Consider the following 22,346-nt stretch of genomic DNA (forward strand, 5'->3'; position numbering starts at 1 on the left):
CGCCCCGCCGCCGACCGTCCAAGATCAGCGGCAGATGTGCCTAAGTCTTCCTCAAACCTAAACCGGACAGCCGTGGGCTTGACCCGGCCATTCACGTCTTGATGCGTCGGACGAAGAACGTGGATGCCCGGGACAAGCCGGGCATGACGAAGATTTGTACGTGCCGCGGGAGATCCTCAGGTGCTTGCATCGCCCCGGGATGACGCGCTTCGCGCGTCAGCTCACTCGCTTCCAGGTCTGGCCGCCGCAGAACATGCCGCCGAAGGCGCAGCCCTGCACGCGCATCGCGTTCGGGCCCTTCATGGCGATCGTCGAGTCGTAGTTGCGGCCGGAATCGGGGTCGTGGATGCGGCCGCTCCACTTGGCGCCGTCGGGCTTCATGTTGATCAGGATCCGCTCATTGGTCTTCTCGGCATAGCCGCAGAGATTGCTGCCGCACTGTTCGACGCGGACGTTGCCTTTGTTCTCCTCAGTGGCCCAGACGCCGATCGGCGTGTTCGCGGCCTGCACGGGAGCAGGAGCGGGAGCAGGCGCTGGTGCCGGAGGCGGCGCATAGGCGGGAGCAGCGGCGACCGGCGCGGGCGCGGCAACCGGAGCAGGGGCTGCAACCGGCGCAGGCGGCGTGGTCGTGTCGACGGACGGTGCGGCGGCAACGACCGGGGCCGGAGCGGCAGGAGCAGCAGCGGGCGCGACTGGTGCGGTGGCCTGCACCGGTGCCGGGGCGACGGACTGCTGCTGCACCGGCGCCGGTGCCGGCTTTGCCGTCGTCACCGGAGGCGTGCTGTCGTCATCGTCCTTCGAGCCGAGGCCGTTGAGGTTGATGTTGTTCAGCTTGATCGGCTTGTTCGACAGGCCCGGCGCCACGATGGTGACGCAATCCAGCGAGGCGCAGTTGCGCGGCGTCTCGATGCGGATGCGCTGGCCTTCGATCTGGAACGAGATCGCGTTGCCGGCATGCGCAACGGCGGTCGACGCGAGCAAGAGGGCGGTGGCGGCGACGGTGAGCTTGTTCATGACAACCTCCGAAATGGCTGGGGTCCCGATATGGACTGGAGTCGGTCGCGGACCGGATGTGGTTCGACCCTATGCCGAAGCCGCGAAGCCTTCTGTGACGGACCTCACAACGGCTGCCTGGGTGAGCCAGCGCACATTCGGCCGCCCTTCGCCTGGGTAGCATCCTCGCGAGTGAAGGGGAGACGTCGATGAAACGGCTTGCGATTTTACCTGCCACGTTGATCGCACTGACGGCGATCGCGCCCGCGGCGCAGGCCGGTTCCTATGCCTTCACGATCAGCGGCCATCGGTTCCATGTCGAGGCACCGCGCAACTGCCGATCGACGGCCTGTGTTTCGGTTTCAAGCCGAATCCTGCGAACGACGGACGATGGCGGTGCGGCATCAGCCCCGCCACCCGCGCCTGCACCCGTGGTCCAGGCGCCACAGCCGGTTTATCCCGCTACCTCGATCAGGCCGGCGCAAGCGACGGTCGTCGCACCGTCCGCCCCGTTGCTTGCCGCCGCGACGTCACAGACCGTCGTGCCGCCGCCGGCGCCAAAACTCGAGGCGCTGAGCCCCAATCCGCCGCGTGTTGAGCTGTCACGCCTGGATCCGCCGAAGACGCTTCCCCCGCCGCCGACAGAGCCACCGGTCGCTAATCCGAACCCCAAGATCATGCCGGCCACGACGATCTCACCGCGCAGTGACGACGAGACGGCCTATATGCCGCTCGGCGAATGGGAGAGCGACGGCGCCAACGGCACGGTCCGCATCGAACGCTGCGGCCCCGCGCTGTGCGGCTTCGTGCTGACCGAGGCATCGACCCGGGGCGAGAGCGTGCTGGTCAACATGAAGCCGAAAGCGCACGACGTCTGGACCGGCAACATCTACAGGCGCTCCAGCGGCAATACCTATTATGCGACGATGACGCTGAAGAGCTCCGGCACGCTCCACGTCGAAGCCTGCGCGCTCGGCCACTTCTGGTGCACCGGCAATGACTGGATACGGGTCGAGGCGCGGCCGGAGCCGCTGATCATGACGTCGCGGCAGTGGGACGCGCGGTCGTAGGGCAACGCGTCTCTCCTGTCCGATTTGTAATCGTCTCGTACCGAACCTGCATCTCGCTTGCACGCGACCGATAGCTGACGACGCCCGCAAGGAGATCGCTGATGAAACGCCTCAGCCTCATCGCTGCGCTGCTGATCGGCAGCGCGATCCCGGCTCACGCCGACACCGACATCTGGACCAATGTGCTGAAGCAGAAGCGCGGCGACGACGCGCTCAAGGTCGACAGCTCCTTCTGCGATGCGCAATTCGGCGCGCCGCAGAACGGCACCGCGACGTCGGCAGCGTACAAGCGCTGCATGCGCCAGCGCGGCTGGCGCTTCAGCCGCACCGTGCGCGAGAAGGATGATCGCTATCCCGATCCTGATAATCCCGGCATGATGTGTCGCGATTTCAAGATCGGCGGCATCACCGGATCGGACTGCTCGAACTTCTGAGCAACGCAAGACGCCCGGCCGCCGGGCGATCCCTGCGATCAGGTCGATGGACGCTGCTAGATCATGCCGAGCACGATGGCGCCGACGAAGGCCATGGCGAGGTACGCGGTAATAACGCTCAGTCTCCCGACGAACGTCATGGCGTTGCTCCCTGGGACGGCTCTTGGGATTACTCCCTCTGGGCATCATGGTTAACAGAAGCCCACCTTCGAAAAAAGTCAGCGTCGCTGTCGTTCGGCTGCGGCGGTGGGAGCGTCATGGTAAAGGAAAGCTGAAATCAACACGTTGAAGAGTCTTTAAGTAAATTCACCGAACGTGCGCGCATGACGCGCGGAGTTCGTTTGTATCTCGTCGGCTCCATCGTCCTTGTTTCGCTCGCGGGTTGCGGACGCGGCTTCTTCCAGGCCGAACGTGAACCGTGGCGAGCCGAGGCCGAAGCGGCGTGCCTGAAATCGGGCGCCGTGAAGGAAAGTGCCGACATCGTCCGGATCGATCCGATCTCCGGCCCCGGCATGTGCGGCGCCGAGTTCCCGCTGAAGGTCGCGGCCATCGGTGAGGGTTCGAGCAGCTACGGTTTTGCCGACGAGGAGCTGCGTCCGCCCGGCAATGTCGGCAACCAGCCGCGCTGGCCGGTGAGCCAGCCGCAATCGAATTATCCGGCATCCAACTATCCGCAGCGGTCGAACTATCCCGAGAGCGCAGTGCGCCAGCCCGCCGGCTATGGCGCCTCTTCCGGCCCGGTATCACTCAGCGCGCCCGGCGTGGCGCCCCAGGACGACGAGATCGATTTGCCGCCCGAGGGCACTGATGCCGCGGGTGCAGCGCGCTACATGAATGCGCCGAGCTATCCTGCGCGGCAGCCCGGTCCGGCGCCGTATTCACAGGCGCCGACTCAACAAGCGCTGCCGCGGCTCGGTCCAGCGCAAGGCAATCCCGTCACCGCGGTCGGTCCCATCGCGGTGAAGCCGACGGCGACGCTCGCCTGTCCGATTGTGTCCGAGCTCGACCGCTGGTTCGCCGACAGCGTACAGCCGTCGGCGATGCGCTGGTTCGGTGCTCGCGTGGTCGAGATCAAGCAGATCTCCGCCTATTCCTGTCGCGGCATGAACGGCAATCCGCACGCCCATATCTCCGAGCACGCCTTCGGCAACGCGCTCGACGTCGCCGCCTTCGTGCTCGCCGATGGCCGCCGCATCACCGTGAAGGACGGCTGGCACGGCATGCCCGAAGAGCAGGGGTTCTTGCGCGACGTCCAGTCGGGCGCATGCGCGCATTTCACCACGGTGCTGGCGCCGGGCTCGAACGTCTATCACTACGATCACATCCACGTCGATCTGATGCGCCGCGCCAGCCGCCGCCTGATCTGCCAGCCGGCCGCGGTCTCCGGCGAAGAGGTCGCCGCGCGCGCACAGCGGCGGAATCCTTACGCGAATTCGCGCGATCCTTACGTGACCGGCTCGCTCGGCGCGCACAAGAGCAAGCGCGACAAGATCAACGAGGAAGACGAGTTCTCGGACGACTAGCCATTGTCTTGCTAAAATCGTCCTCCCGCCGTCATTGCGAGCGTAGCGAAGCAATCCAGATTGTCACCGCAGCGGCTGTCTGGATGGCTTCGTCGCAAGGGCTCCTCGCAATGACGAGGAGAGACAGAGATCCATCATGCCCGCCGATATCGTCCGCTATCTCACCCATCCGCAGGTGCAAATCGATCCTGCCGTGCCAGTGCCGCAATGGAGCCTCAGCCCGGTCGGGCGCACGCGGACCGAGGCGATCGCGAACGTCGACTGGCTTGCGCGCACCACGCAGATCGTCTCCAGCGGCGAGCGCAAGGCGATCGAGACGGCGGAGATCATTGCCGGCAGGCTCGGCATCATGATCGAGATCCGCCAGGCCATGCATGAGAACGATCGCTCGGCGACCGGTTTTCTGAGGCCGGACGAGTTCGAGGAGGTCGCCGATCGGTTTTTTGCGGAGCCGCATCTCAGCGTCCGCGGCTGGGAGCGCGCGATCGACGCGCAGGCGCGCATCGTGCGTGAAGCCGAAGCGGTGCTGGCACGCAATCGGCCGGGCGATGTTCTTTTCGTCGGTCACGGCGCCGTCGGCACGCTGCTGTTGTGCCATTATGCCGGCCATCCCATCGATCGCATCCATGATCAGCCGGCCGGCGGCGGCCATGCCTTCGCCCTTGCGCGGCAGCCGCGTCAGGTCCTGCATGGCTGGCGCAAGATGGAAGAGGCTCTGCCGAGCTAGAGCATCATGTCGAGGCCGGCTTCGACGGCGCAGGCGCCAGCCCCATGCAGCGCTGCACCTCGGCCGGGACGTCGTAGGTCCGCATGATGTGGCGGCTGTCGCGCAGGCCGGTCGCCTCGCGTTGCACCACGAACATCCAGAGCGCCTGGCCGGCCTCCATCACCAGCTTGCGCCTTTCCGGCTGCATCGCGGCCGGCGTCTCCGGCAGCGCGTGGGCGGCATCGAATTCGCGCAATTGCGCGAGCGCCTGCTCGAGCGTGCGGCCCAGGCGTCCAAGCGCGGAGGCCTGTTCCTGGACGATCTCGTAATGGAGGATATCGACCGGCGGGCGAAGATCACGGGACATGGCACTCAATATAGTGCCGCGCGTTTCCGCTGCGCAACGCGCGGGCGGCTGCCGCTCACTTCGCCTTGTATGCGGCCAGGAACATCCGCGTCGCGCTGTCGATCACTTCGTTCATGCGCTCCTCCGATGGCGGCGGCGCGGCCTGGAAGACGAACGGCAGGAAGAGTGAGGCCTTGCATAGTTCCATGAACTGCGAAGCGGCCAGGTCGCAATCGTCGATCTCAAGATCGCCCGAGGCGACATGGGCTTTGAGATATTCGGACAGCCGGTTGATGGTCTTGTCCAGCACGCGCAAATAATAGCGGCGGCCGACGTCGGGCATGCGTTCGGCGATTGCCATCACGGTGCGGATCGCCGATCCGCCGCCGGGCCGGCAGAGCAGATGCAGATAAGCCTGGCCGAAATCCTTCAGCGTGGTCTCGGCGTCGCGGGCGGGGTCGAAGTTGAACGCGACCTGGCCGTGAAACAGCGCTTCCTCCTCGAGGATGGCTTCGAACAGCGCGCTCTTGTCGGCGAAGTAAACGTAGAGCGTGCCCTTGGAGACGCCGGCCGCGCGCGCAATCTCGCCCATGCTGGCCCCGTCAAAACCGAGATCCATGAACACCTTACGGGCGCCGGCCAGAATTTGGCGGCGCTTCGAACTGTCCTCCTCCTGGAGGACGCGCAGAGGTTCAGGGCCGGCTACAACCATTGGTTCAGCGTCTCGGAAGGTTTTCGGATCGGGGTCGAAGCATGAAACCTAAATAAAGGATTCGGGCCAATAGGGTCCGCCCGGGAATATTAAGTATATTGACCGAACCGTTCGGTCAATGGTATTTGGGATGGGCGAGCGGGAAAGCGGCCGTGCGACGGCTGCCCCGGATCGCGTTTATGGGGGAGGCCTTGATGGCCACATCGAGAGACCAGGCTGCGCGCGTCCTCCGGCAGGAAGCGGTGGAGACGACGCCGGCAGACGGTGAAGCTGGGACCGGGAAGGCAATAGCCCTCGCCGAACAGCTGCGCTCTCATGTGGTCGAAGAGACCAAGCGCCGCACCGGCGAGGCTCCGGAGAAGCCCGTGACCGACCAGCCGGCCCCGTCCGCGCCAGCCGCTGCCGCGCCAAAATCCGGCAAGCGCAAATTCGTCATGATGGGCATCGGCCTCGTGCTGGCGCTCGCGGCGGCAAGCTATGCCGGCTACTACACGCTGGTGGGCCGCTTCTTCGTCTCCACCGACGACGCCTATGTCCGCGCCAACAACACGATGCTGGGCGCGCGCGTGGCCGGCCATATCTCCTCGATCCTAGCCCCTGACAACACGCTGGTGCACGCCGGCGACACCGTGCTGCGCATCGACGACGGCGACTACAAGATCGCGGTCGACGCCGCCGCGACCCGGATCGCGACCCAGCAGGCCACCATCGATCGCATCGGCCGCCAGATCGCGGCGCTCGACAGCCAGGTCGCGCAGGCCAAGGCGCAGCTCGTCTCGGCGGAAGCGGGCCTCAAGCGCGCCGATCTCGACTATGAGCGCCAGCAGGCGCTGAGCAACAAGGGGTTTGCCTCGCGCGCCACCTTCGAGACCTCGGAAGCGGGTCGCGACCAGGGGGCGGCCGCGGTCAAGGCCGCGCAGGCCGCCTACGACGTCGCCGTCAGCAATGTCGATGTCGCCAAGGCGCAGAAGGCCGAAGCCCAGGCGCAGCTCGCCGAGCTCAAGACCACGCTCGCCAAGGCCGAGCGCGACCTTGCTTTCACGGCGGTGCGCGCGCCGGTCGACGGCATCTTCTCCAACCGCCTCGTCAACGCCGGCGACTTCGTCGCCGTCGGCCAGCGCCTCGGCAATGTCGTGCCGCTCGACGACGTCTATATCGACGCCAATTTCAAGGAGACGCAGCTCAAGCGCATTCGTCCCGGCCAGCCGGTGACGATCAAGGTCGATGCCTACGGCATGCGCAAATTCTCCGGTGTCGTCGACAGCATCGCGGCCGGCGCGGGCTCGGTGTTCACGCTGCTGCCGCCTGACAACGCCACCGGCAACTTCACCAAGATCGTGCAGCGCGTGCCGGTTCGGATCCGCGTGCCGAAGGCGGTCGCGAAGCAGAACCTGCTCCGCGCCGGCATGTCGGTCTACGCGACCGTCGACACCAATAAGGGCGCCGCCGACGCCGACAGCGAGATCGATCTCGACGATCCCACCATGATCCATCCGCAGTAGGACGTGGCGATATGAGCCGCGGCGCAGCCTCTCATGCAGGTGCGCTCCCTCTCCCGCTTGCGGGAGAGGGTTGGGGAGAGGGTCTCTCCTCCATGGAGACTCCCCAAGAGGAGAAAGCCCTCACCCGGATCGCCTCTTCGATGCGATCCGACCTCTCCCGCAAGCGGGAGAGGTGCACCCAACTCGCAGCCTGCTCCAACCTGAGCTGAAAACATGGCGAACGCCACGACTGCTTCACCTGCCATGATGGCGGCCCCCGCCTCGGAGCGCATCGCGCCGAAGCGGCTGTTCGCTTTCATCATCATGGTGTTCGGGATGTTCATGTCGATCCTGGACATCCAGATCGTCTCGGCCTCCCTGAGTGAAATCCAGGCCGGCCTCTCGGCGAGCTCGAGCGAGGTCTCCTGGGTTCAGACCGCCTATCTGATCGCCGAAGTGATCGCGATCCCGCTCTCCGGATTCCTGTCGCGCGCCTTCGGCACGCGGCTGCTGTTTGCGATCTCGGCCGCCGGCTTCACGATGTCGAGCCTGCTGTGCGGCTTCGCCACGACCATCGAAGAGATGATCCTCTGGCGCGCGCTTCAGGGCTTTCTCGGCGCCGGCATGATCCCGACGGTGTTCGCCTCGGCCTACACGGTGTTTCCGCGGTCGAAATTCCACATCGTCGGCCCCATCATCGGGCTTGTTGCGACCTTGGCTCCCACGATCGGACCGACCGTCGGCGGCTACATCACCGATTTGATGTCGTGGAACTGGCTGTTCTTCATCAACGTCGTGCCCGGCATCGGTATCACCCTCGGCGTGTGGGCGCTGGTGGATTTCGACGAGCCGCATTTCGAATTGCTCGATCGCTTCGACTGGTGGGGCCTGATCTTCATGGCCGGCTTCCTCGGCACGCTGGAATACGTGCTGGAAGAAGGCCCGCAATATGAATGGCTGCAGGACACGTCGGTGGCGATCTGCGCCTGGATCTGCGCCGTCTCGGCGATTGCCTTTTTCGTGCGCGTATTCACGGCCGCCGAACCGATCGTCAATCTGCGCACCTTCACCAATCGCAATTTCGCCGTCGGCTCCATGCTGCAGTTCTGCATCGGCATCGGCCTCTACGGCCTGACCTACATCTATCCGCGCTATCTCGCCGAGGTGCGCGGCTACAGCGCGCTGATGATCGGCGAGACCATGTTCGTCTCGGGCATCACCATGTTCCTGGTCGCGCCGCTGGTCGGCCGGCTGATGGCGAGCCTGGACATGCGCTACATGATTGCATTCGGCCTGATCGTGTTCGCGATCGGCTCCTACCAGATGACCTGGATCACGCGCGATTACGATTTCTACGAGCTGCTCGTGCCGCAGATCCTGCGCGGCATCGGCATGATGTTCGCGATGGTGCCGACCAACAACATCGCGCTTGGCACGCTGCCGCCTGACAAGGTGAAGAATGCGAGCGGCCTGTTCAATTTGATGCGCAATCTCGGCGGTGCGGTCGGGCTCGCCGTCATCAATACCGTGCTTAACGATCGCGCCGACTTGCACATCGCGCGTCTGCAGGAGCGCGTGACCTGGGGCAATGCAACCGCAACCGAAACCCTGACCATGCTGATGCAGAAATTCCAGGGGCTCGGCGATTCCTCGCTGATGGCGATGAAGCAGCTCAGCCAGATCGTGCACCGTCAGGCCGTGGTGATGAGCTTTGGCGACGCGTTCTTCATCCTGACACTGTTCTATCTGGGCCTCAGCGTGCTGGTTACGCTGCTGAACAAGCCGGCCTCGCCGTTCGGCGGTGGCGGCGACGCGCACTGAGCGAGCCACGCATACGGTGTCGTCGCCCGGCCTAATGCGCAATTGCGCATCAGGACCGGGCGCGTCGCACCAAAATGCAACACTCGTGCGTGATCTCGCGCGGGAGGCGTTGCAAAACGCGAATCATACATCTATAAAGCGCACCTCATTCAATCGAACCGGGGAGAGATTTGCATGATTTCGTCGCATTCGCAGATCGCGTTTCCGCGCTCGATGATGGTCTGGCTCGGTAATTTTTCGACCTGCTAGAGGTCGCTTCCGCCAGCTTCGATTGGGCCAGGGTTTTGCCCAAACGTCCCGATCGCTCCGCTTCCCAAGTCAAAGTCAGTTTTAAGTGACGCCGTCTCGGCCCTCGCGGCCGGCTTGCGTCCATCGATGGAGCCGGCCCGCGCCGACAGCGGCCGGATGATGTCATGACCGCTCTTTCAAAGAAGCCCGCGGCTATTCGCGTGGTCTTGCCCTTCGTGTTCCGGCACTGGCTGAAGCAGCCGGGGCGCACGCTTGCCATCGCGGTGGGCCTGCTCGGCGCAACGGTCGCCGACCTATTCATGCCGGTGTTCTCCGGGCATCTGGTCGATGCGCTGACGCGCGGCCCGTCCGAGCCCGATGCCCGTCATGCCGCGCTGGTGGCGCTGGGTGGCATCGTGGTGCTGGGTGCGGCGTCGATGGTGTTGCGCCTGAGTGGCCTGCAGGTGATCGTGCCGTTCACGCTGAAGATCATGTCCGACGTCGCGCAAGACGCGTTCCTGCGCGTGCAGCGCTTCTCGACCGACTGGCACGCCAACTCCTTTGCGGGCTCGACCGTGCGTAAGGTCACGCGCGGCATGTGGGCGCTAGACCTGCTCAACGACACCATCTTGCTGGCGCTGCTGCCGTCACTGGCCGTCCTGATCGGATCGATGATCCTGCTCGGCGTGCACTGGGCTTCGCTCGGCGCAGTGATCGCGCTCGGCGCGCTTCTCTATGTCACCATGACGGTGCTGTTCTCGACCCGCTACATCGCGCCGGCCGCGCGTGTCTCCAATGCCTGGGACACCAAGGTCGGCGGCACGCTGGCGGACGCGCTGACATGCAATGCGGTGGTGAAGTCCTTTGGCGCGGAAGCTCGGGAAGATGCGCGGCTGGCCCGCGTCATCATGCGCTGGCGCGTGCGGGTGCGGCGGACCTGGTTTCGCTACAACTACACCGCCATGGCGCAGCTCTCGCTGCTGCTATGCCTGCGGGGCTCCGTGATCGGCGGCTCGGTGCTGCTGTGGATGTACGGGCATGCCTCGCCCGGAGACGTCACCTATGTGCTGACGAGCTACTACGTCATCCACGCTTACTTGCGGGATGTCGGCATGCACATCAACAACCTCCAGCGTTCGGTCAACGACATGGAGGAGCTGGTGGCGATCCATGACGAGCCGATCGGCATCGCGGATGCCGTCGATGCGCGGCCGATCGCGATCGAGGGCGGCGAGATCGTGTTCGACGACGTCACGTTCCATTATGGCGGCCATCGCGCGCCGCTGTATGACGGGCTGTCGGTCAGGATCCGCGCCGGCGAACGTGTCGGCCTCGTCGGCCGCTCCGGCTCCGGCAAGACGACGTTCGTCAAGCTGGTGCAGCGGCTGTACGACGTCACCGGCGGCCGCGTGCTGATCGACGGGCAGGATATCGCGAAGGCCACGCAGCAATCGCTGCGCAGCCAGATTGCGATCGTGCAGCAGGACCCGATCCTGTTTCACCGCTCGCTTGCGGAGAACATCGCCTATGGCCGGCCCGGTGCCAGCCTCGAGGCGATCGAGCAGGCGGCGCGGCTGGCGAATGCGCACGACTTCATCCTGCGTTTGCCGAAGGGCTACGGCACGCTGGTCGGCGAGCGCGGCGTCAAACTCTCGGGCGGCGAGCGGCAGCGTGTGGCGCTGGCGCGCGCCTTCCTGGCCGATGCGCCGGTGCTGATCCTGGACGAGGCAACCTCGAGCCTCGACTCGGAATCGGAGGCGCTAATCCAGCAGGCGATGGAGCGGCTGATGAAGGGCCGCACCTCGATCGTGATCGCACACCGTTTGTCGACGGTGCGCAGCCTTGATCGCATCCTGGTGTTCGACCACGGCGAGATCGTCGAACAGGGCACGCACGCTCTGCTCGCGGGCAAGCCAGGAGGCATCTATCGCAGCCTGTTCGAGCGCCAGGTGGTGGAGCTCGGGCATATCGCAGCAGCGGAATGACGCGCGGCGGCGGGGCGCAAGTCCTGCCGTCACGCGGCCGAAGGAATCCGTGAAGGGTGAATGAGATGAAGGACCTGACGCGCGGCTCCATCGTGGGCCACATCCTGAGCATGGCGCCACCGATCGTGGTCGGCATGATCACGATCATGATCTGTCAGCTGGTCGACCTCTACTTCGTGTCCGGGCTGGGCGATGCCGCGGTGGCCGGCGTCGCGGCGGCCGGCAATGCCGGCTTTCTCGTCAACGGGCTGATGCAGGTGCTCGGCGTCGGCACGGTGGCGCTGGTCTCGCATGCCGTGGGTCGCAAGGATCGTGACGACGCCAATCTCATCTTCAACCAGTCGGTCGTGCTGTCGGTGCTGTTCGGGTTGTTGACGCTGCTCGCCGGCCTAGCACTGGCGCGCCCTTATATGCGCGCGATCGCGGTCGACGAGGCCACGATCGACGCTGGAGCCACCTATTTTCACTGGTTCGTGCCGGCGCTGGCGCTGCAATTCATCACGCAGGTGATGGGGGCTGCGCTGCGGGCCACTGGCATCGTGCGGCCGAGCATGCTGGTGCAGGTGCTTGCGGTGCTCATCAATATCGCGCTGGCACCGGTGCTGATCACGGGCTGGGGCACGGGGCACGCGTTCGGTGTCGCCGGAGCGGGCCTCGCAAGCTCGATCGCTGTCTTCATCGGCGTGCTGATGCTGTTCGCCTATTTTAGCAGGCTGGAGCGCTATGTCGCCTTCCATCCAGCGCAATGGCGTCCGCAGCTGCGGCAGTGGAGGCGGATCCTCAATGTCGGCCTGCCCGCGGGTGGGGAGTTCGCGATGATCTTCATCTTCATGGCCGCGATCTATTACGTGCTGCGCGATCTTGGTCCTGCCGCTCAGGCAGGTTTTGGCATCGGCACGCGCCTCATCGGCTTGATCCAGATGCCGGCCCTTGCCGTCGCTCTCGCGGCGGGGCCGATTGTCGGCCAGAATTTCGGTGCGGGGAACAGCGAGCGGGTGCGGGAGACGTTCGTCAGGGCGGCGCTGATTGCGACCGTCGTGATGTTCGTGCTCACGATCTTCGTGCAGCTCGCGCCCGGACTGTTGCTTGCCGGCTTCTCGAATGACCCGGAGACAATGAGGGTTGCGTTACTGTTTCTGAAGATGATCTCGCTGAACATGGTGGCGCAGGGGTTGATCTTCACCTGCTCCAGCATGTTTCAGGGGCTCGGCAACACCAAGCCGGTATTGTGGAGCTCGGCAACGCGCGTCCTCACTTATTCGCTGCCGGCTATTTTTCTGTCGACGCGGCCGGGTTTTCGGATCGAGTATGTCTGGTATCTGTCGAACGCAGCGACAACTCTCCAGGCCGTCCAGAGCCTGTGGTTGCTGCGCCGCGAGTTCGGGAAACGCCTGGTCCCGCGCCAGCAGGCGGACGCTCCGAAGCAGGCGACGCCCGAATCCATTGCCCCGCCGGTGCGGGAGCCCGCGTAGCGGCGCATCCACGCTTGTCGCCCACCCGCGGCTCCGGCTAGTTTGCCGGGCCGCGGGATCGTGCGCGCCTGCATGGAATGGGAATGACCGAGGTCTTGAACGAGCAGCGACCGTCCATGCTCTCCGCGATCTGGGCGGCGCGCTATCGCACACCGGCACGTTTCGTCGCGCTGGTCGCGTTGTTGCTGCCGTGGACGACGACGGGTGTGACATTCGCGCTGATCCCCTGGCTGATCGCTTTCACCTTTGTTGATCTGCGTGAGTTTCCGCGTTCGCTGCTCCGCCCGGTCTGCCTGCTGCCGATCGCGCTGGTGGGTCTCGCCCTTGTCGGAATGCTCTGGTCCGACGTGTCATGGCCGGAAAGGCTGCACGCAATCGGGCCGGTGTTGAAGCTCCTGGTGATCCCGCTCCTGATCTATCAGTTCGAGCGTTGGCCCTTCGGCAACTGGGTGTTCGCGGCTTTTCTCGCCTCCTGCGCGCTGCTGATGCTGTACTCCTTTGCCGTCGCGATCGACCCTGATTGGTCGCTGAAGCTCTATCTGTCGCGCGGACCCTACAAGGTCGAGAGCGGCGTCGCCGTGCGTAACTATATCGACCAGAGCCAGGAATTCGGGCTCTGCGCGATCGCGCTGGTCTATCCGATCGTGACGCTGTTTCGTGAAGGCCGCACCCGCATCGCGACGCTGCTCGCAGCGTTGTTGCTCGGCTTTCTCGTCAATATGATTTTCGTCGTGGTCTCGCGCACGGCGCTGGTGACGCTGCCGATCCTGGTCGCTGTGTTCGCGCTGCTGCATCTGCGCTGGCGTAAGGCCCTGCTGGCCGCGAGCGGGATGATTCTGGTTGCGGTCGCTCTCTGGTCCGTCTCGCCGCACCTGCGCGCGACCGTTGCGAAGTTCCAGGGAGACTATGAGATGAGTGCGCAGGACAAGAAGGTGAGCGGCATGGGCTCACGTCTGGAATATTGGCGGAAATCGCTGGGATTCATCGCTGATGCGCCGCTGATCGGTCACGGCACCGGCTCGATCCGCGGTCTGTTCGCAAGCGTGGCCGCTGACCCGCACGACAATCCGCTGCGCGGAGAGATCGTCAGCAATCCGCATAATCAGACCTTGAGCGTGGCCGTGCAATGGGGCGTCCTGGGCGTCCTCGTTCTCTATGCACTGTGGTTTGCGCATTTGCTGATGTTCGGCGGTGAGGGGCTGGCTTGTTGGATAGGCCTGCTGGTCGTGGTGCAGAACATGCTGTCCTCGCTGCTGAACTCCCATCTGTTCGACTTTGCGCCGGGTTGGATCTATGTGCTCGGCGTCGGTGTCGCCGGCGGCTTGGCGCTGGCGAAGTAGGCAAAGATAGAAGTCAACGCGCGCCGATGCTGTTCCAGACGAGAGTAAGGCCCGACAGGAACAGCAGGCCGAGCACGACATCGCCGAAATGCTTGTCGCTCAGCGCGTGATAGACACGCGCGCCGGCCCAGGCGCCGATCAGCGTGCCCGGGAATGCGACCATCGCGAGCCAGACCACCTTGAATGCGACCAGGCCCGAGGCCGTCTGCAGCACCAGCGCGGTGGCGAGCACCGTGAAATTGAACAGCTGGAAGATGCCGCGCCGCTCGTGCTTGTTCCAGCCGCGGATGTTGGCCCACAGGATCGGCAGCGGTCCCGACAATCCGGCGAGGCCGCCCAGAATGCCGCCGGCAAAGCCGATCGCACCGTCGGCGATGCGGCCGCCGAAGGTGATGGCGAACTGCTTCTTGTTGAAGTAGAGCGCGCTCGAGAAGATCAGCAGCAGCACGCCGACGCTGAGCTTGAACACTTTTGGATCGGCGGAGGCGACCAGCATGGTTCCGAGCGGCACGCCGATCAGCCCGCCGATCAGGAACGGCCACACCAGCGAGAGGTCGAAGCTCTTCCACATCGACGGCAGTGTCGAGGTCTGCGCGATCACCGAGCAGATCAGCACCAGGGGCACCGCGAGCGAGGGCGGTAGCACGTAGAGCCAGATGCCGAGCGCCATCAGCGCCGTACCGAATCCGGCGAGCCCCGAGACAAATCCGCCGGCCAGCGCGCCGAACAGGATCAGCGCGTAAGTGAATGTTTCCACCAATGAATTCCTGTCGGTTGCGGACAATCCCGAGCCGCGATCGCCTGATGGCGCATAGCACAGATGCGGCGCCGTCAGCATCAATAGATGTGTGCTAGACGATCTGCCTGGTATCGGCGGGCTTGTGCATCGCGCCGACGAGGATGCGCAGCGCCTCCGTCAATTCCGATCGGTTGCGCGCTGCGCCGAGCGAGACGCGCGCCGCGTGCGGTGGTGGTTCTCCGACGGTGAAAGCCTCGCCGGCGACGATCGCGAGCCCGTTGCGCAGCAGATGCGCCGCGACGTCCGGCCGCCCCTCCGGCAAACGCAGCCACAGATGATGCGCGGCTGGCTTCGCCTGGAACTTAAAGCCCTTCAAGGCGCGCTGCGCCAGCTGCTGGCGGCCGACGGCCTCGTTGCGGATTGCGGTGATGATACGGTCGGCGACGCCGCTCTCGAGCCAATGCGTCACCAGCGCGACCATCAGCGGCGCCGGCATCTGCACGGTGGCCTGCAAGTGGCCGCGCATCTGAAGCTGTGCATCGCTATCGGGCGTCAGCAGATAGGCGACGCGCAGCGCGGGTGCGATGCATTTTGACAGCGTGGTCGCCAGATATGTCCGCTCGGGGATGAGGTTGGCGATCGGCGAGGCCGAGCGGTCGAGCAGCCCGTAAGCATCGTCCTCGATCAGCGTTGTGTCGCCATCGCGGATGATCTTTGCGATTGCACTGCGCCGTTCGGGAGCAAGCGTCGCTGTGGTCGGATTGTGCAGCGTCGGAATGAGATAGACGGCTTTCGGCCTGTGGGTGCGACAGGCTTTCGCGAGCGCATCGGGCAGGATGCCGCCGTCATCCATGGCGACGCCGACGAGCTTGATATCGAGCTGCGCCGCGGCCGCCTTGATGCCGGGGAAGGTGAGGGCTTCCGTCAGCACGACGTCGCCAGGCAGCGCAAGGTGCGCGAGCAGATTGAACAGGATCGTCTGCGCGCCGGGAAAGGTCACGAGCCTGTCGGCATGGGCATGCGGAACGCGCGCGCGCATCCAGCGCGCGGCGACCTCGCGCTCATGCGCGCTGCCGCCGGGCGGCTGATAATTCAGGAATGCAGTCAGGCCCGATTGCGCGCGAATGGCTTCGAGGCCAGCGATGATGCGCTCATCGAGCTGCGCTTCGAGCGGGTGCGGCGGCACGTTCATCGAGAGGTCGATCGCGACGGGATGCGGCAGGTCGACCGCGCGGCGTGCACTGGTTTCCGACACGAACGAGCCCTGGCCGACGCGGGCCTCCATGATGCCGCGGCGCCGCGCCTCGGTGTAGGCGCGCGTCACCGTGGTCAGGTCGATGCCGAGCGCCTTGGCGAGTGCGCGCTGCGTCGGCAGTTGCTGTCCGCGCACCAGCCGGCCGGCGGCGATGTCGGCCTCCATGGCCTCGACGATGCGCTGGTAACGCGGCCCGGTGAGCTCCGAGATTGTAGGAGTCCAATCCATGCAATTTGGCTCCATGTCCTTTGAATGTATGGATACAAGATATTATTGTATGGATCAGCAAAACGGAAGAGGTGGGGTCATGGCGACCGGTTCAGTCTCTCTGGCAAAGGCGATGTGGCGCGGCTTTCGCGGCAAGTGCCCGAACTGCGGCGAAGGCCATTTGTTCGGCCGCTTCCTCAAAGTCGCAGACGCCTGCGACCATTGCGGCGAGGAACTGTTTCACCAGCGCGCCGATGACTTCCCGGCCTATCTGGTGATGGTCGTGGTCGGCCACCTCGTGGTGCCGGCGATCCTCGCGGTCGAGACCGCCTATGCGCCGCCGGTGTGGCTGCAGTTGGCGGTGTGGTTGCCGGTGACGTTGTTTGCTTCGCTCGCGCTGCTGCAACCGACCAAGGGCGCCATCGTCGGCCTGCAATGGCAGATCGGCATGCACGGCTTTGAGGCGAGCAAGCTGCGGCGCGAGGCCGGTCAGCTTGCGCCTGTGCTGGTGAAAGCGCCGCGCGCGGCCTGAGGCACGTCGCGGCGTTTACATCGCACAGGCCGACGCTACACTCCGTCGTATCAAAACAAGAACGATGGAAACGCCGATGACTTCACGCGCAAAAACCTTCCTGCTCTGTCATGGCGCGTGGTCCGGCGGATGGTCGTGGCGGAAGATGCAGCCGCTGATGGCGCAGGCCGGGCACCGCCTGGTCGCGCCGACCTACACCGGGCTCGGCGAGCGATCGCATCTCGCCAGTCCCGCGGTCGATCTCGAGACGCATGTCCAGGACATTCTCAACGTCATCAAGTTCGAGGGCCTCAATGACATCGTGCTGCTCGGCCACAGCTATGGCGGCATGGTCGCCACCGGCGTTGCCGACCGCGCGCGAGAGCGCGTGGCGCAGCTGATCTATCTCGACGCCTTCGTGCCGCGCGACGGCCAGTCGCTGTTCGATCTCAACGAGGCCGGCCGCGAGCCGATGCGCAAGGCGGCGGCCGCCGGCGATGGTTACCGCATCCCGCCGAATCCGCCGCCGCCGGATACGCCGCAAGCCGATCTCGACTGGCTCAACGCGCGCCGCATCGACATGCCGATCAAATGCTTCGAGACGAAGCTGAAGCTCGGGCACGGCGACCCCGCGATGCCGCGCAGCTATATCTATTGCAAACGCATTCCGCCGGGCGATGTGTTCGGCCAGTTCGCCAAGCGAACCAGGAGCGAGGAGGGCTGGCGCTATTTCGAGCTCGACGCCAGTCACGCGCCGAACGTCACGGCGCCGGAGGCGCTGATGGGTGTGTTGAACGAGATCGTCGCCTAACTCACAGTCGTCATTCCGGGGCTCGCGAAGCGAGAGCTATGATGCGCAATTGCGCATCTGAGAATCCATTCCGCAACGATCTCTGCCGCTCGATGGATTCCGGGTTCGTGCTGCGCACGCCCCCTGGCTGCTCGCTCGGTCCCAAAATGGTGAGGGGCCCGATGCGTCAGCATCGAACCCCTCGTTGCAAGAGATCAGCCGGCCTGTAAGCCGGGTTCTGTAGGGCACCGTCCGCTTGCGCGCACGATACGTGACGGCCATTCCTCTGGGGCCATGTTTGCACATGGCCTCGAGCAACCTACCCGGACGGCGGGCCTGACATCGCCCCGCGGCGTTATCGCTTGCGCGAACAGCCCGCTTAAGCCGTCCCTATTCGGTTTTGCTCCCGGTGGGGTTTACCATGCCGGCTCCGTTGCCGGCGCCGCGGTGCGCTCTTACCGCACCTTTTCACCCTTACCCGTCTACGCAGCTGGCGCTGCTACGACGTGGCAAGCCCGGCGGGCCTGCCTCGCCGAAGCCCCGAAGGGGCGAAGGCGGGCGGTTCGTTCTCTGTGGCACTTTCCCTGGGGTCGCCCCCGCCGGACGTTATCCGGCACCGCATGTCAAGGGAGCCCGGACTTTCCTCCCCGGCGGCCTTTCGGCACCTGCCGGAGCGGCCGTCCGGCCGACTGACGGGCTACGCATGGAGCATTTGTGACGGTTCCGTCAAGGCGATATCGCCGCGCACGCCTTGCCCGAAATAAATTATCCTGAAGATGTCGTTTGGTGCGTCCCCCGTTCGACTGATGTCGGCGATCAAGCCGAACAACAGGAGTGACCCATGCAGTATCTGCTGCTGATCTACCGGAGCGAAGCTCAGTTGAGCAACATGACCCCTGCCGCCCGTCAGAAGATGTCTGAGGAATACGGCACCTACACGCAGTCGATCATCCAGAGCGGCCATTTCAAGGCTGGTGACGGGCTCCAGCCGAGCACCACCGCGACCACCGTGCGTGTGCGGGATGGCAAGACCCTGACGACCGACGGACCGTTCGCGGAGACGCGCGAACAACTTGGCGGCTACTATCTGGTCGACGCCAAGGATCTCGACGCCGCCGTCGCACTGGCCGCTCGGATTCCCGGAGCCAGGGACGGCTCGATCGAAGTCAGGCCGGTCATGATCTACAAGTGATTGCCGCGACCGACATCGACAAGATCTTTCGCGACGAGGCGGGGCGGGCGCTGGCCACGCTGATCCGCCTCGTCGGCGATTTCGATCTCGCCGAGGACGCGCTCCAGGACGCCTTTGCGGTGGCGCTGGAGCGCTGGTCGGCGGGCGAGGTCCCCGACAATCCGCGCGCCTGGCTGGTCAATGTCGGTCGTAACAAGGCGATCGACCGCGTCCGCCGCCGGGCCGCCTTTCGCGGCAAGCAGCAGGCGCTGCTGCATGAGCTCGAGTTCAACGCAGATGCGCCGGTCGAGCCGCCGGCCATGCTCGATGATGACATGCTGCGGCTCATCTTCACCTGCTGCCATCCGGCCTTCGCGCCCGAGGTTCAGGTCGCGCTGACGCTGCGCACGGTGTGCGGCCTCTCCGCCGCGCAGGTCGCGCGCGCCTTTCTCGTCGGTGAGGATGTGATGGCGCAGCGCCTCGTTCGCGCCAAGCAGAAGATCAGGCTTGCGGGCATTCCCTATGAAGTGCCCGAGCGCGGCGCGCTGGCGCCGCGGCTCGACGGCGTGCTTGCTGTGATCTATCTCGTCTTCACCGAAGGCTATGTCGCGACCTCAGGCGCGGATTTGATGCGGCCCGATCTCGCGGTCGAGGCGATCAGGCTCGGCCGCCTGCTCGATCGCCTGATGCCCGATCGCGCCGCGATCAAGGGCTTGCTGGCCTTGATGCTGCTGCACGATGCGCGCCGTGCCGGGCGCGAGACTGCGGCTGGCGATATCGTGCTGCTGGAAGAGCAGGACCGCTCGCTCTGGGATCGCGCGCAGATCCAGGAGGGCCTGCGACTCGTCGATGACGCGCTGCGTGTGCCGGGCCGGCCTCGGCCCTATGCGGTGCAGGCCGCGATTGCCGCGCTGCATGCCCGCGCGCCGAGCTTCGAGGCGACCGATTGGCGGCAAATCGCCGGCCTTTACGAGGTTCTCCTGCGCATCAGCCCGTCGGCGGTGATCGAGCTCAACCATGCCGCCGCGATCTCGATGGTCGACGGCCCGGCGCGCGCGCTCGATCTCGTCGACGCGATCACGGCGCGCGGCGGCCTCGATGGCTACGAGCTGCTGCCCGCGGTGCGCGCGGATTTGCTGCGGCGGCTGGAGCGAAAGCAGGAGGCGCGCGAGGCTTATGCCGTGGCGAGCGAGGCGACGCAGCTGGAGCCGTTGCGGCGGTTATATGCGCGGCGGGTGAGGGAGATGGACGACTAGCGCCGTCACTTCGACGCGACGGCCGTCCCATCCGCCGGCAGGCTCCCCAGCAGCGCTTGCAACGTCGTCAGCGTCGAATGATCGGCAACACCATCGAGCCGCGCCGGGCGGAAATGGCGCTGGAAGGCGGTGACGACTTCCATCGTCGCAGCGTCGTATTTGCCGGTGAGCGGCACGCCATAGCCGTAGCGGGCGAGCGCCTGCTGCAGGCTCAGCACCGCGTCGCTGATGGTGCCGAGCATCAGGGTTTCGCCGCGCACGACCGGGGCGGGCGTCACCCAGTGGCCGACGCCGGAATTGGCCAGCGAATGCCAGGGAAATTTTTCGCCGGGATCCTTCTTGCGCGCGGGCGCGACGTCGGAATGACCGAGCACCCGTTGCGGCACGATCTTGCGGCGAAGGATGATGCCGCGGCATAGCGCGATGACCGCTGCGATCTGGCGCAGCGGATATTCGGGATAGCCCCAATCGTGGCCGCGATTGATGATCTCGATCCCGATCGAGCAGGAGTTGATGTCGTCCTCGCCGGCCCAGGACGAGACGCCGGCGTGCCAGGCGCGCCGTGCTTCGGGGACGCATTGAACGATGCGGCCGTCCTCCAGCACGACATAATGCGCCGACACTTCGGTGCCCGCCGTGCACAGCCGCGCCAGCGCGCCCTCGACGTCGGGCATGCCGGTGTAGTGCAGCACGATCATGTCGGGCTGCCGGCCCTTGTTGCGCTCGCCATGGTTGGGCGAGGGGATGATGTCGGAGACGGTCGACGAATCCGGCTCGAAGGTCCGCATGTTCGCCGCGGCCTTGGGAACCGGGAGAACGCGCTGACGCTTCGAATCAGTTCCAGACGGCGTGGACGGACCGGACGACATAAACAAACTCAGGTCGGACAGGATAATGGGCCAAGCCCTTCTCTTTACTATTTCTTTACTGTCCGGTTCGCGCAATCGCGCGGTGCGGTTAACGGGCGCATTTTCGGCTCAGTGTGTGGATGACGCATCACCGCCCAAGGACCTTTTCGACTTGTAACGAGCCGATCAACGCTTTCTTAACGCTAAGCGCCGTTACTGAGAGATGAAGAGCCGACCCGCGTCCGGAGGCGGCCAAAAGCGTTTTTGGCTCGAAATCCCATGGTTGCCCGACATATTCCACTGGGAACACCGGGTCTGCCGCCTGGGACGACCGGGCTCGGCGCGTATGCTGGATTGGGGCTTTGTCGTGGAACCGCCGCGACGCGGAATTATTCGAGGCGTGATGGGCTGCTTCGCCCCCGGTTTGACCTGCCTGCTCTCCTGCGTACCTGGCGGGCGCGACGCATGAGTGCCGCGCCGCACATTCCCGTGCTGGGCCGCGAGGCGATCGAGCATCTCGCGCCGCGCGAGGGCGGTATTTATGTCGATGCCACCTTTGGCGCCGGCGGCTACAGCCGCGCCATTCTCGAAGTGCCGGGAACCCGGCTCATTGCCATTGATCGCGACCGCACCGCCATCGCCGGCGGCGCCGAGCTGGTCGCGGGTTCCGCCGGCAGGCTGACACTGGTCGAGGACCGCTTCTCCAATCTCGCCGAGGTCTGCACGGCGCAAGGCGTCGACGCTGTCGATGGCGTCGTGATGGACGTCGGGGTCTCCTCGATGCAACTCGACCAGGCCGGTCGCGGCTTCTCGTTCCGCCTCGACGGTCCGCTCGACATGCGGATGGGGCAGACGGGACCGACGGCGGCCGACGTCGTCGCGCGCGCGTCGGAAAGCGACCTCGCCGACATCATCTATCTCTTCGGCGAGGAGCGCCATTCGCGCCGCGTCGCCCGCGCCATCGTCGCCGACCGGCAGGAGACGCCGTTCACGACCACACGCGCGCTCGCCGATCTCGTCGGCAGGGTGGTGCGCTCGAAGCCCGGCGACATTCATCCGGCGACGCGGACGTTCCAGGCGCTGCGTATCTTCGTCAATGAGGAGCTCGAGGAGCTGCAGACTGCGCTTGCCTCGGCCGAGCGCGTGCTCAGGCCCGGCGGCCGTCTCGTCGTGGTCTCGTTCCACTCGCTGGAAGACCGCATCGTCAAGAATTTCCTCTCCGAGCGCTCGAAGACCGGCGGCGGCTCGCGGCACCTGCCGGAAGTGGCGCAAGGCGCGCCGAGCTTCCGGCTGCTGACGCGGCGGCCCGTGATCGCCGGCGAAGAGGAAGTCGCGCACAATCCGCGCGCACGTTCTGCAAAGCTGCGCGCCGCCGAGCGCACTTCGGCGCCGGTGCATGCCGACGACGAGCCATCGTCCTGGCCAAAACTCTCCGACGTGATGAGGGGCGGCTAGCAC

The 22,346-nt window shown here is 65.3% G+C and carries 20 protein-coding genes and 1 other RNA gene; 14 read left to right on the forward strand and 7 right to left on the reverse strand.

Features of this window, described 5'->3' with window-relative positions; translation table 11 throughout:
- Positions 1–216: 216 nt before the first annotated feature.
- Positions 217–1,014: a DUF2147 domain-containing protein gene (locus JQ587_RS11310; protein ID WP_212425347.1), complete on the reverse strand. Its 798-nt coding sequence runs from the start codon at positions 1,012–1,014 to the stop codon at positions 217–219.
- Between the two features lie 188 nt (positions 1,015–1,202).
- Between JQ587_RS11310 and JQ587_RS11315 the strand changes: the two genes are divergently transcribed.
- The 4 genes from JQ587_RS11315 to JQ587_RS11330 all read left to right on the forward strand — a co-directional run bounded on the left by JQ587_RS11315 (position 1,203) and on the right by JQ587_RS11330 (position 4,747).
- On the forward strand, positions 1,203–2,063 hold the full coding sequence (locus JQ587_RS11315) for a DUF2147 domain-containing protein (RefSeq protein WP_212425348.1): 861 nt from the start codon (positions 1,203–1,205) through the stop codon (positions 2,061–2,063).
- A 101-nt stretch (positions 2,064–2,164) separates the two neighbouring features.
- Complete coding sequence (locus JQ587_RS11320) at positions 2,165–2,497, forward strand: hypothetical protein (protein ID WP_212425349.1); 333 nt, start codon at positions 2,165–2,167, stop codon at positions 2,495–2,497.
- 323 nt (positions 2,498–2,820) lie between these two features.
- Positions 2,821–4,020 carry an extensin-like domain-containing protein gene (locus JQ587_RS11325; protein WP_212425350.1) on the forward strand — a complete coding sequence of 400 codons (1,200 nt, stop codon included), beginning with the start codon at positions 2,821–2,823 and terminating at the stop codon, positions 4,018–4,020.
- A gap of 136 nt (positions 4,021–4,156) precedes the next feature.
- Positions 4,157–4,747, forward strand: a complete 591-nt coding sequence (locus tag JQ587_RS11330) for a histidine phosphatase family protein (RefSeq protein ID WP_212425351.1) — start codon at positions 4,157–4,159, stop codon at positions 4,745–4,747.
- A gap of 4 nt (positions 4,748–4,751) precedes the next feature.
- Here JQ587_RS11330 and JQ587_RS11335 read toward each other — a convergent pair whose 3' ends face one another.
- Both JQ587_RS11335 and JQ587_RS11340 read right to left on the reverse strand, forming a co-directional pair.
- Complete coding sequence (locus JQ587_RS11335; RefSeq protein WP_212425352.1) at positions 4,752–5,093, reverse strand: DUF6665 family protein; 342 nt, start codon at positions 5,091–5,093, stop codon at positions 4,752–4,754.
- 55 nt (positions 5,094–5,148) lie between these two features.
- Positions 5,149–5,784, reverse strand: coding sequence for a TetR/AcrR family transcriptional regulator (locus JQ587_RS11340; protein WP_212425353.1), 636 nt, complete (start codon positions 5,782–5,784; stop codon positions 5,149–5,151).
- 194 nt (positions 5,785–5,978) lie between these two features.
- Between JQ587_RS11340 and JQ587_RS11345 the strand changes: the two genes are divergently transcribed.
- The 5 genes from JQ587_RS11345 (at position 5,979) to JQ587_RS11365 (ending at position 14,111) form a co-directional block, all read left to right on the forward strand.
- A complete protein-coding gene (locus JQ587_RS11345) occupies positions 5,979–7,286 on the forward strand; it encodes an HlyD family secretion protein (protein WP_212425354.1) in 1,308 nt (435 codons plus the stop codon).
- A gap of 213 nt (positions 7,287–7,499) precedes the next feature.
- Positions 7,500–9,086 (forward strand): DHA2 family efflux MFS transporter permease subunit, encoded by a 1,587-nt coding sequence (locus JQ587_RS11350; protein ID WP_212298925.1) that lies wholly within the window; start codon positions 7,500–7,502, stop codon positions 9,084–9,086.
- 413 nt (positions 9,087–9,499) lie between these two features.
- A complete protein-coding gene (locus tag JQ587_RS11355; RefSeq protein WP_212425355.1) occupies positions 9,500–11,299 on the forward strand; it encodes an ABC transporter ATP-binding protein in 1,800 nt (599 codons plus the stop codon).
- Between the two features lie 65 nt (positions 11,300–11,364).
- Positions 11,365–12,771, forward strand: coding sequence for an MATE family efflux transporter (locus JQ587_RS11360; RefSeq protein WP_212425356.1), 1,407 nt, complete (start codon positions 11,365–11,367; stop codon positions 12,769–12,771).
- A gap of 83 nt (positions 12,772–12,854) precedes the next feature.
- Complete coding sequence (locus tag JQ587_RS11365; RefSeq protein WP_212425357.1) at positions 12,855–14,111, forward strand: O-antigen ligase family protein; 1,257 nt, start codon at positions 12,855–12,857, stop codon at positions 14,109–14,111.
- A gap of 13 nt (positions 14,112–14,124) precedes the next feature.
- Here the strand turns inward: JQ587_RS11365 and JQ587_RS11370 are convergent, their stop codons facing one another.
- Positions 14,125–14,868, reverse strand: a complete 744-nt coding sequence (locus JQ587_RS11370; protein ID WP_212298921.1) for a sulfite exporter TauE/SafE family protein — start codon at positions 14,866–14,868, stop codon at positions 14,125–14,127.
- Between the two features lie 94 nt (positions 14,869–14,962).
- Positions 14,963–16,333, reverse strand: coding sequence for an aminotransferase-like domain-containing protein (locus tag JQ587_RS11375; RefSeq protein ID WP_212425358.1), 1,371 nt, complete (start codon positions 16,331–16,333; stop codon positions 14,963–14,965).
- Positions 16,334–16,382: 49 nt separating this feature from the next.
- Here JQ587_RS11375 and JQ587_RS11380 point away from each other — a divergent pair, with 49 nt between their 5' ends.
- Complete coding sequence (locus JQ587_RS11380; RefSeq protein ID WP_212425359.1) at positions 16,383–16,844, forward strand: DUF983 domain-containing protein; 462 nt, start codon at positions 16,383–16,385, stop codon at positions 16,842–16,844.
- Between the two features lie 76 nt (positions 16,845–16,920).
- Positions 16,921–17,634, forward strand: coding sequence for an alpha/beta fold hydrolase (locus JQ587_RS11385; protein WP_212425360.1), 714 nt, complete (start codon positions 16,921–16,923; stop codon positions 17,632–17,634).
- Positions 17,635–17,824: 190 nt separating this feature from the next.
- On the opposite strand, the gene rnpB is transcribed toward JQ587_RS11385, so the two are convergent.
- Positions 17,825–18,306, reverse strand: an RNA gene (gene rnpB, locus JQ587_RS11390) — RNase P RNA component class A.
- A 148-nt stretch (positions 18,307–18,454) separates the two neighbouring features.
- Here rnpB and JQ587_RS11395 point away from each other — a divergent pair.
- The gene (locus tag JQ587_RS11395; RefSeq protein ID WP_212298917.1) at positions 18,455–18,805 is read left to right on the forward strand and encodes a YciI family protein; all 351 of its coding nucleotides are present in this window, start codon (positions 18,455–18,457) and stop codon (positions 18,803–18,805) included.
- Positions 18,805–20,040, forward strand: coding sequence for an RNA polymerase sigma factor (locus JQ587_RS11400; RefSeq protein ID WP_212425555.1), 1,236 nt, complete (start codon positions 18,805–18,807; stop codon positions 20,038–20,040). The genes JQ587_RS11395 and JQ587_RS11400 overlap by 1 nt, the downstream gene beginning before the upstream one ends.
- 5 nt (positions 20,041–20,045) lie before the next feature.
- Here JQ587_RS11400 and JQ587_RS11405 read toward each other — a convergent pair whose 3' ends face one another.
- Complete coding sequence (locus tag JQ587_RS11405; RefSeq protein ID WP_212298916.1) at positions 20,046–20,828, reverse strand: N-acetylmuramoyl-L-alanine amidase; 783 nt, start codon at positions 20,826–20,828, stop codon at positions 20,046–20,048.
- Positions 20,829–21,353: 525 nt separating this feature from the next.
- Between JQ587_RS11405 and rsmH the strand changes: the two genes are divergently transcribed.
- Positions 21,354–22,343: a 16S rRNA (cytosine(1402)-N(4))-methyltransferase RsmH gene (gene rsmH / locus JQ587_RS11410; RefSeq protein WP_212425361.1), complete on the forward strand. Its 990-nt coding sequence runs from the start codon at positions 21,354–21,356 to the stop codon at positions 22,341–22,343.
- Positions 22,344–22,346 lie beyond the last annotated feature (3 nt).

The sequence above is a fragment of the Bradyrhizobium manausense genome, from assembly GCF_018130615.1.
Classification (GTDB): domain Bacteria; phylum Pseudomonadota; class Alphaproteobacteria; order Rhizobiales; family Xanthobacteraceae; genus Bradyrhizobium; species Bradyrhizobium manausense_A.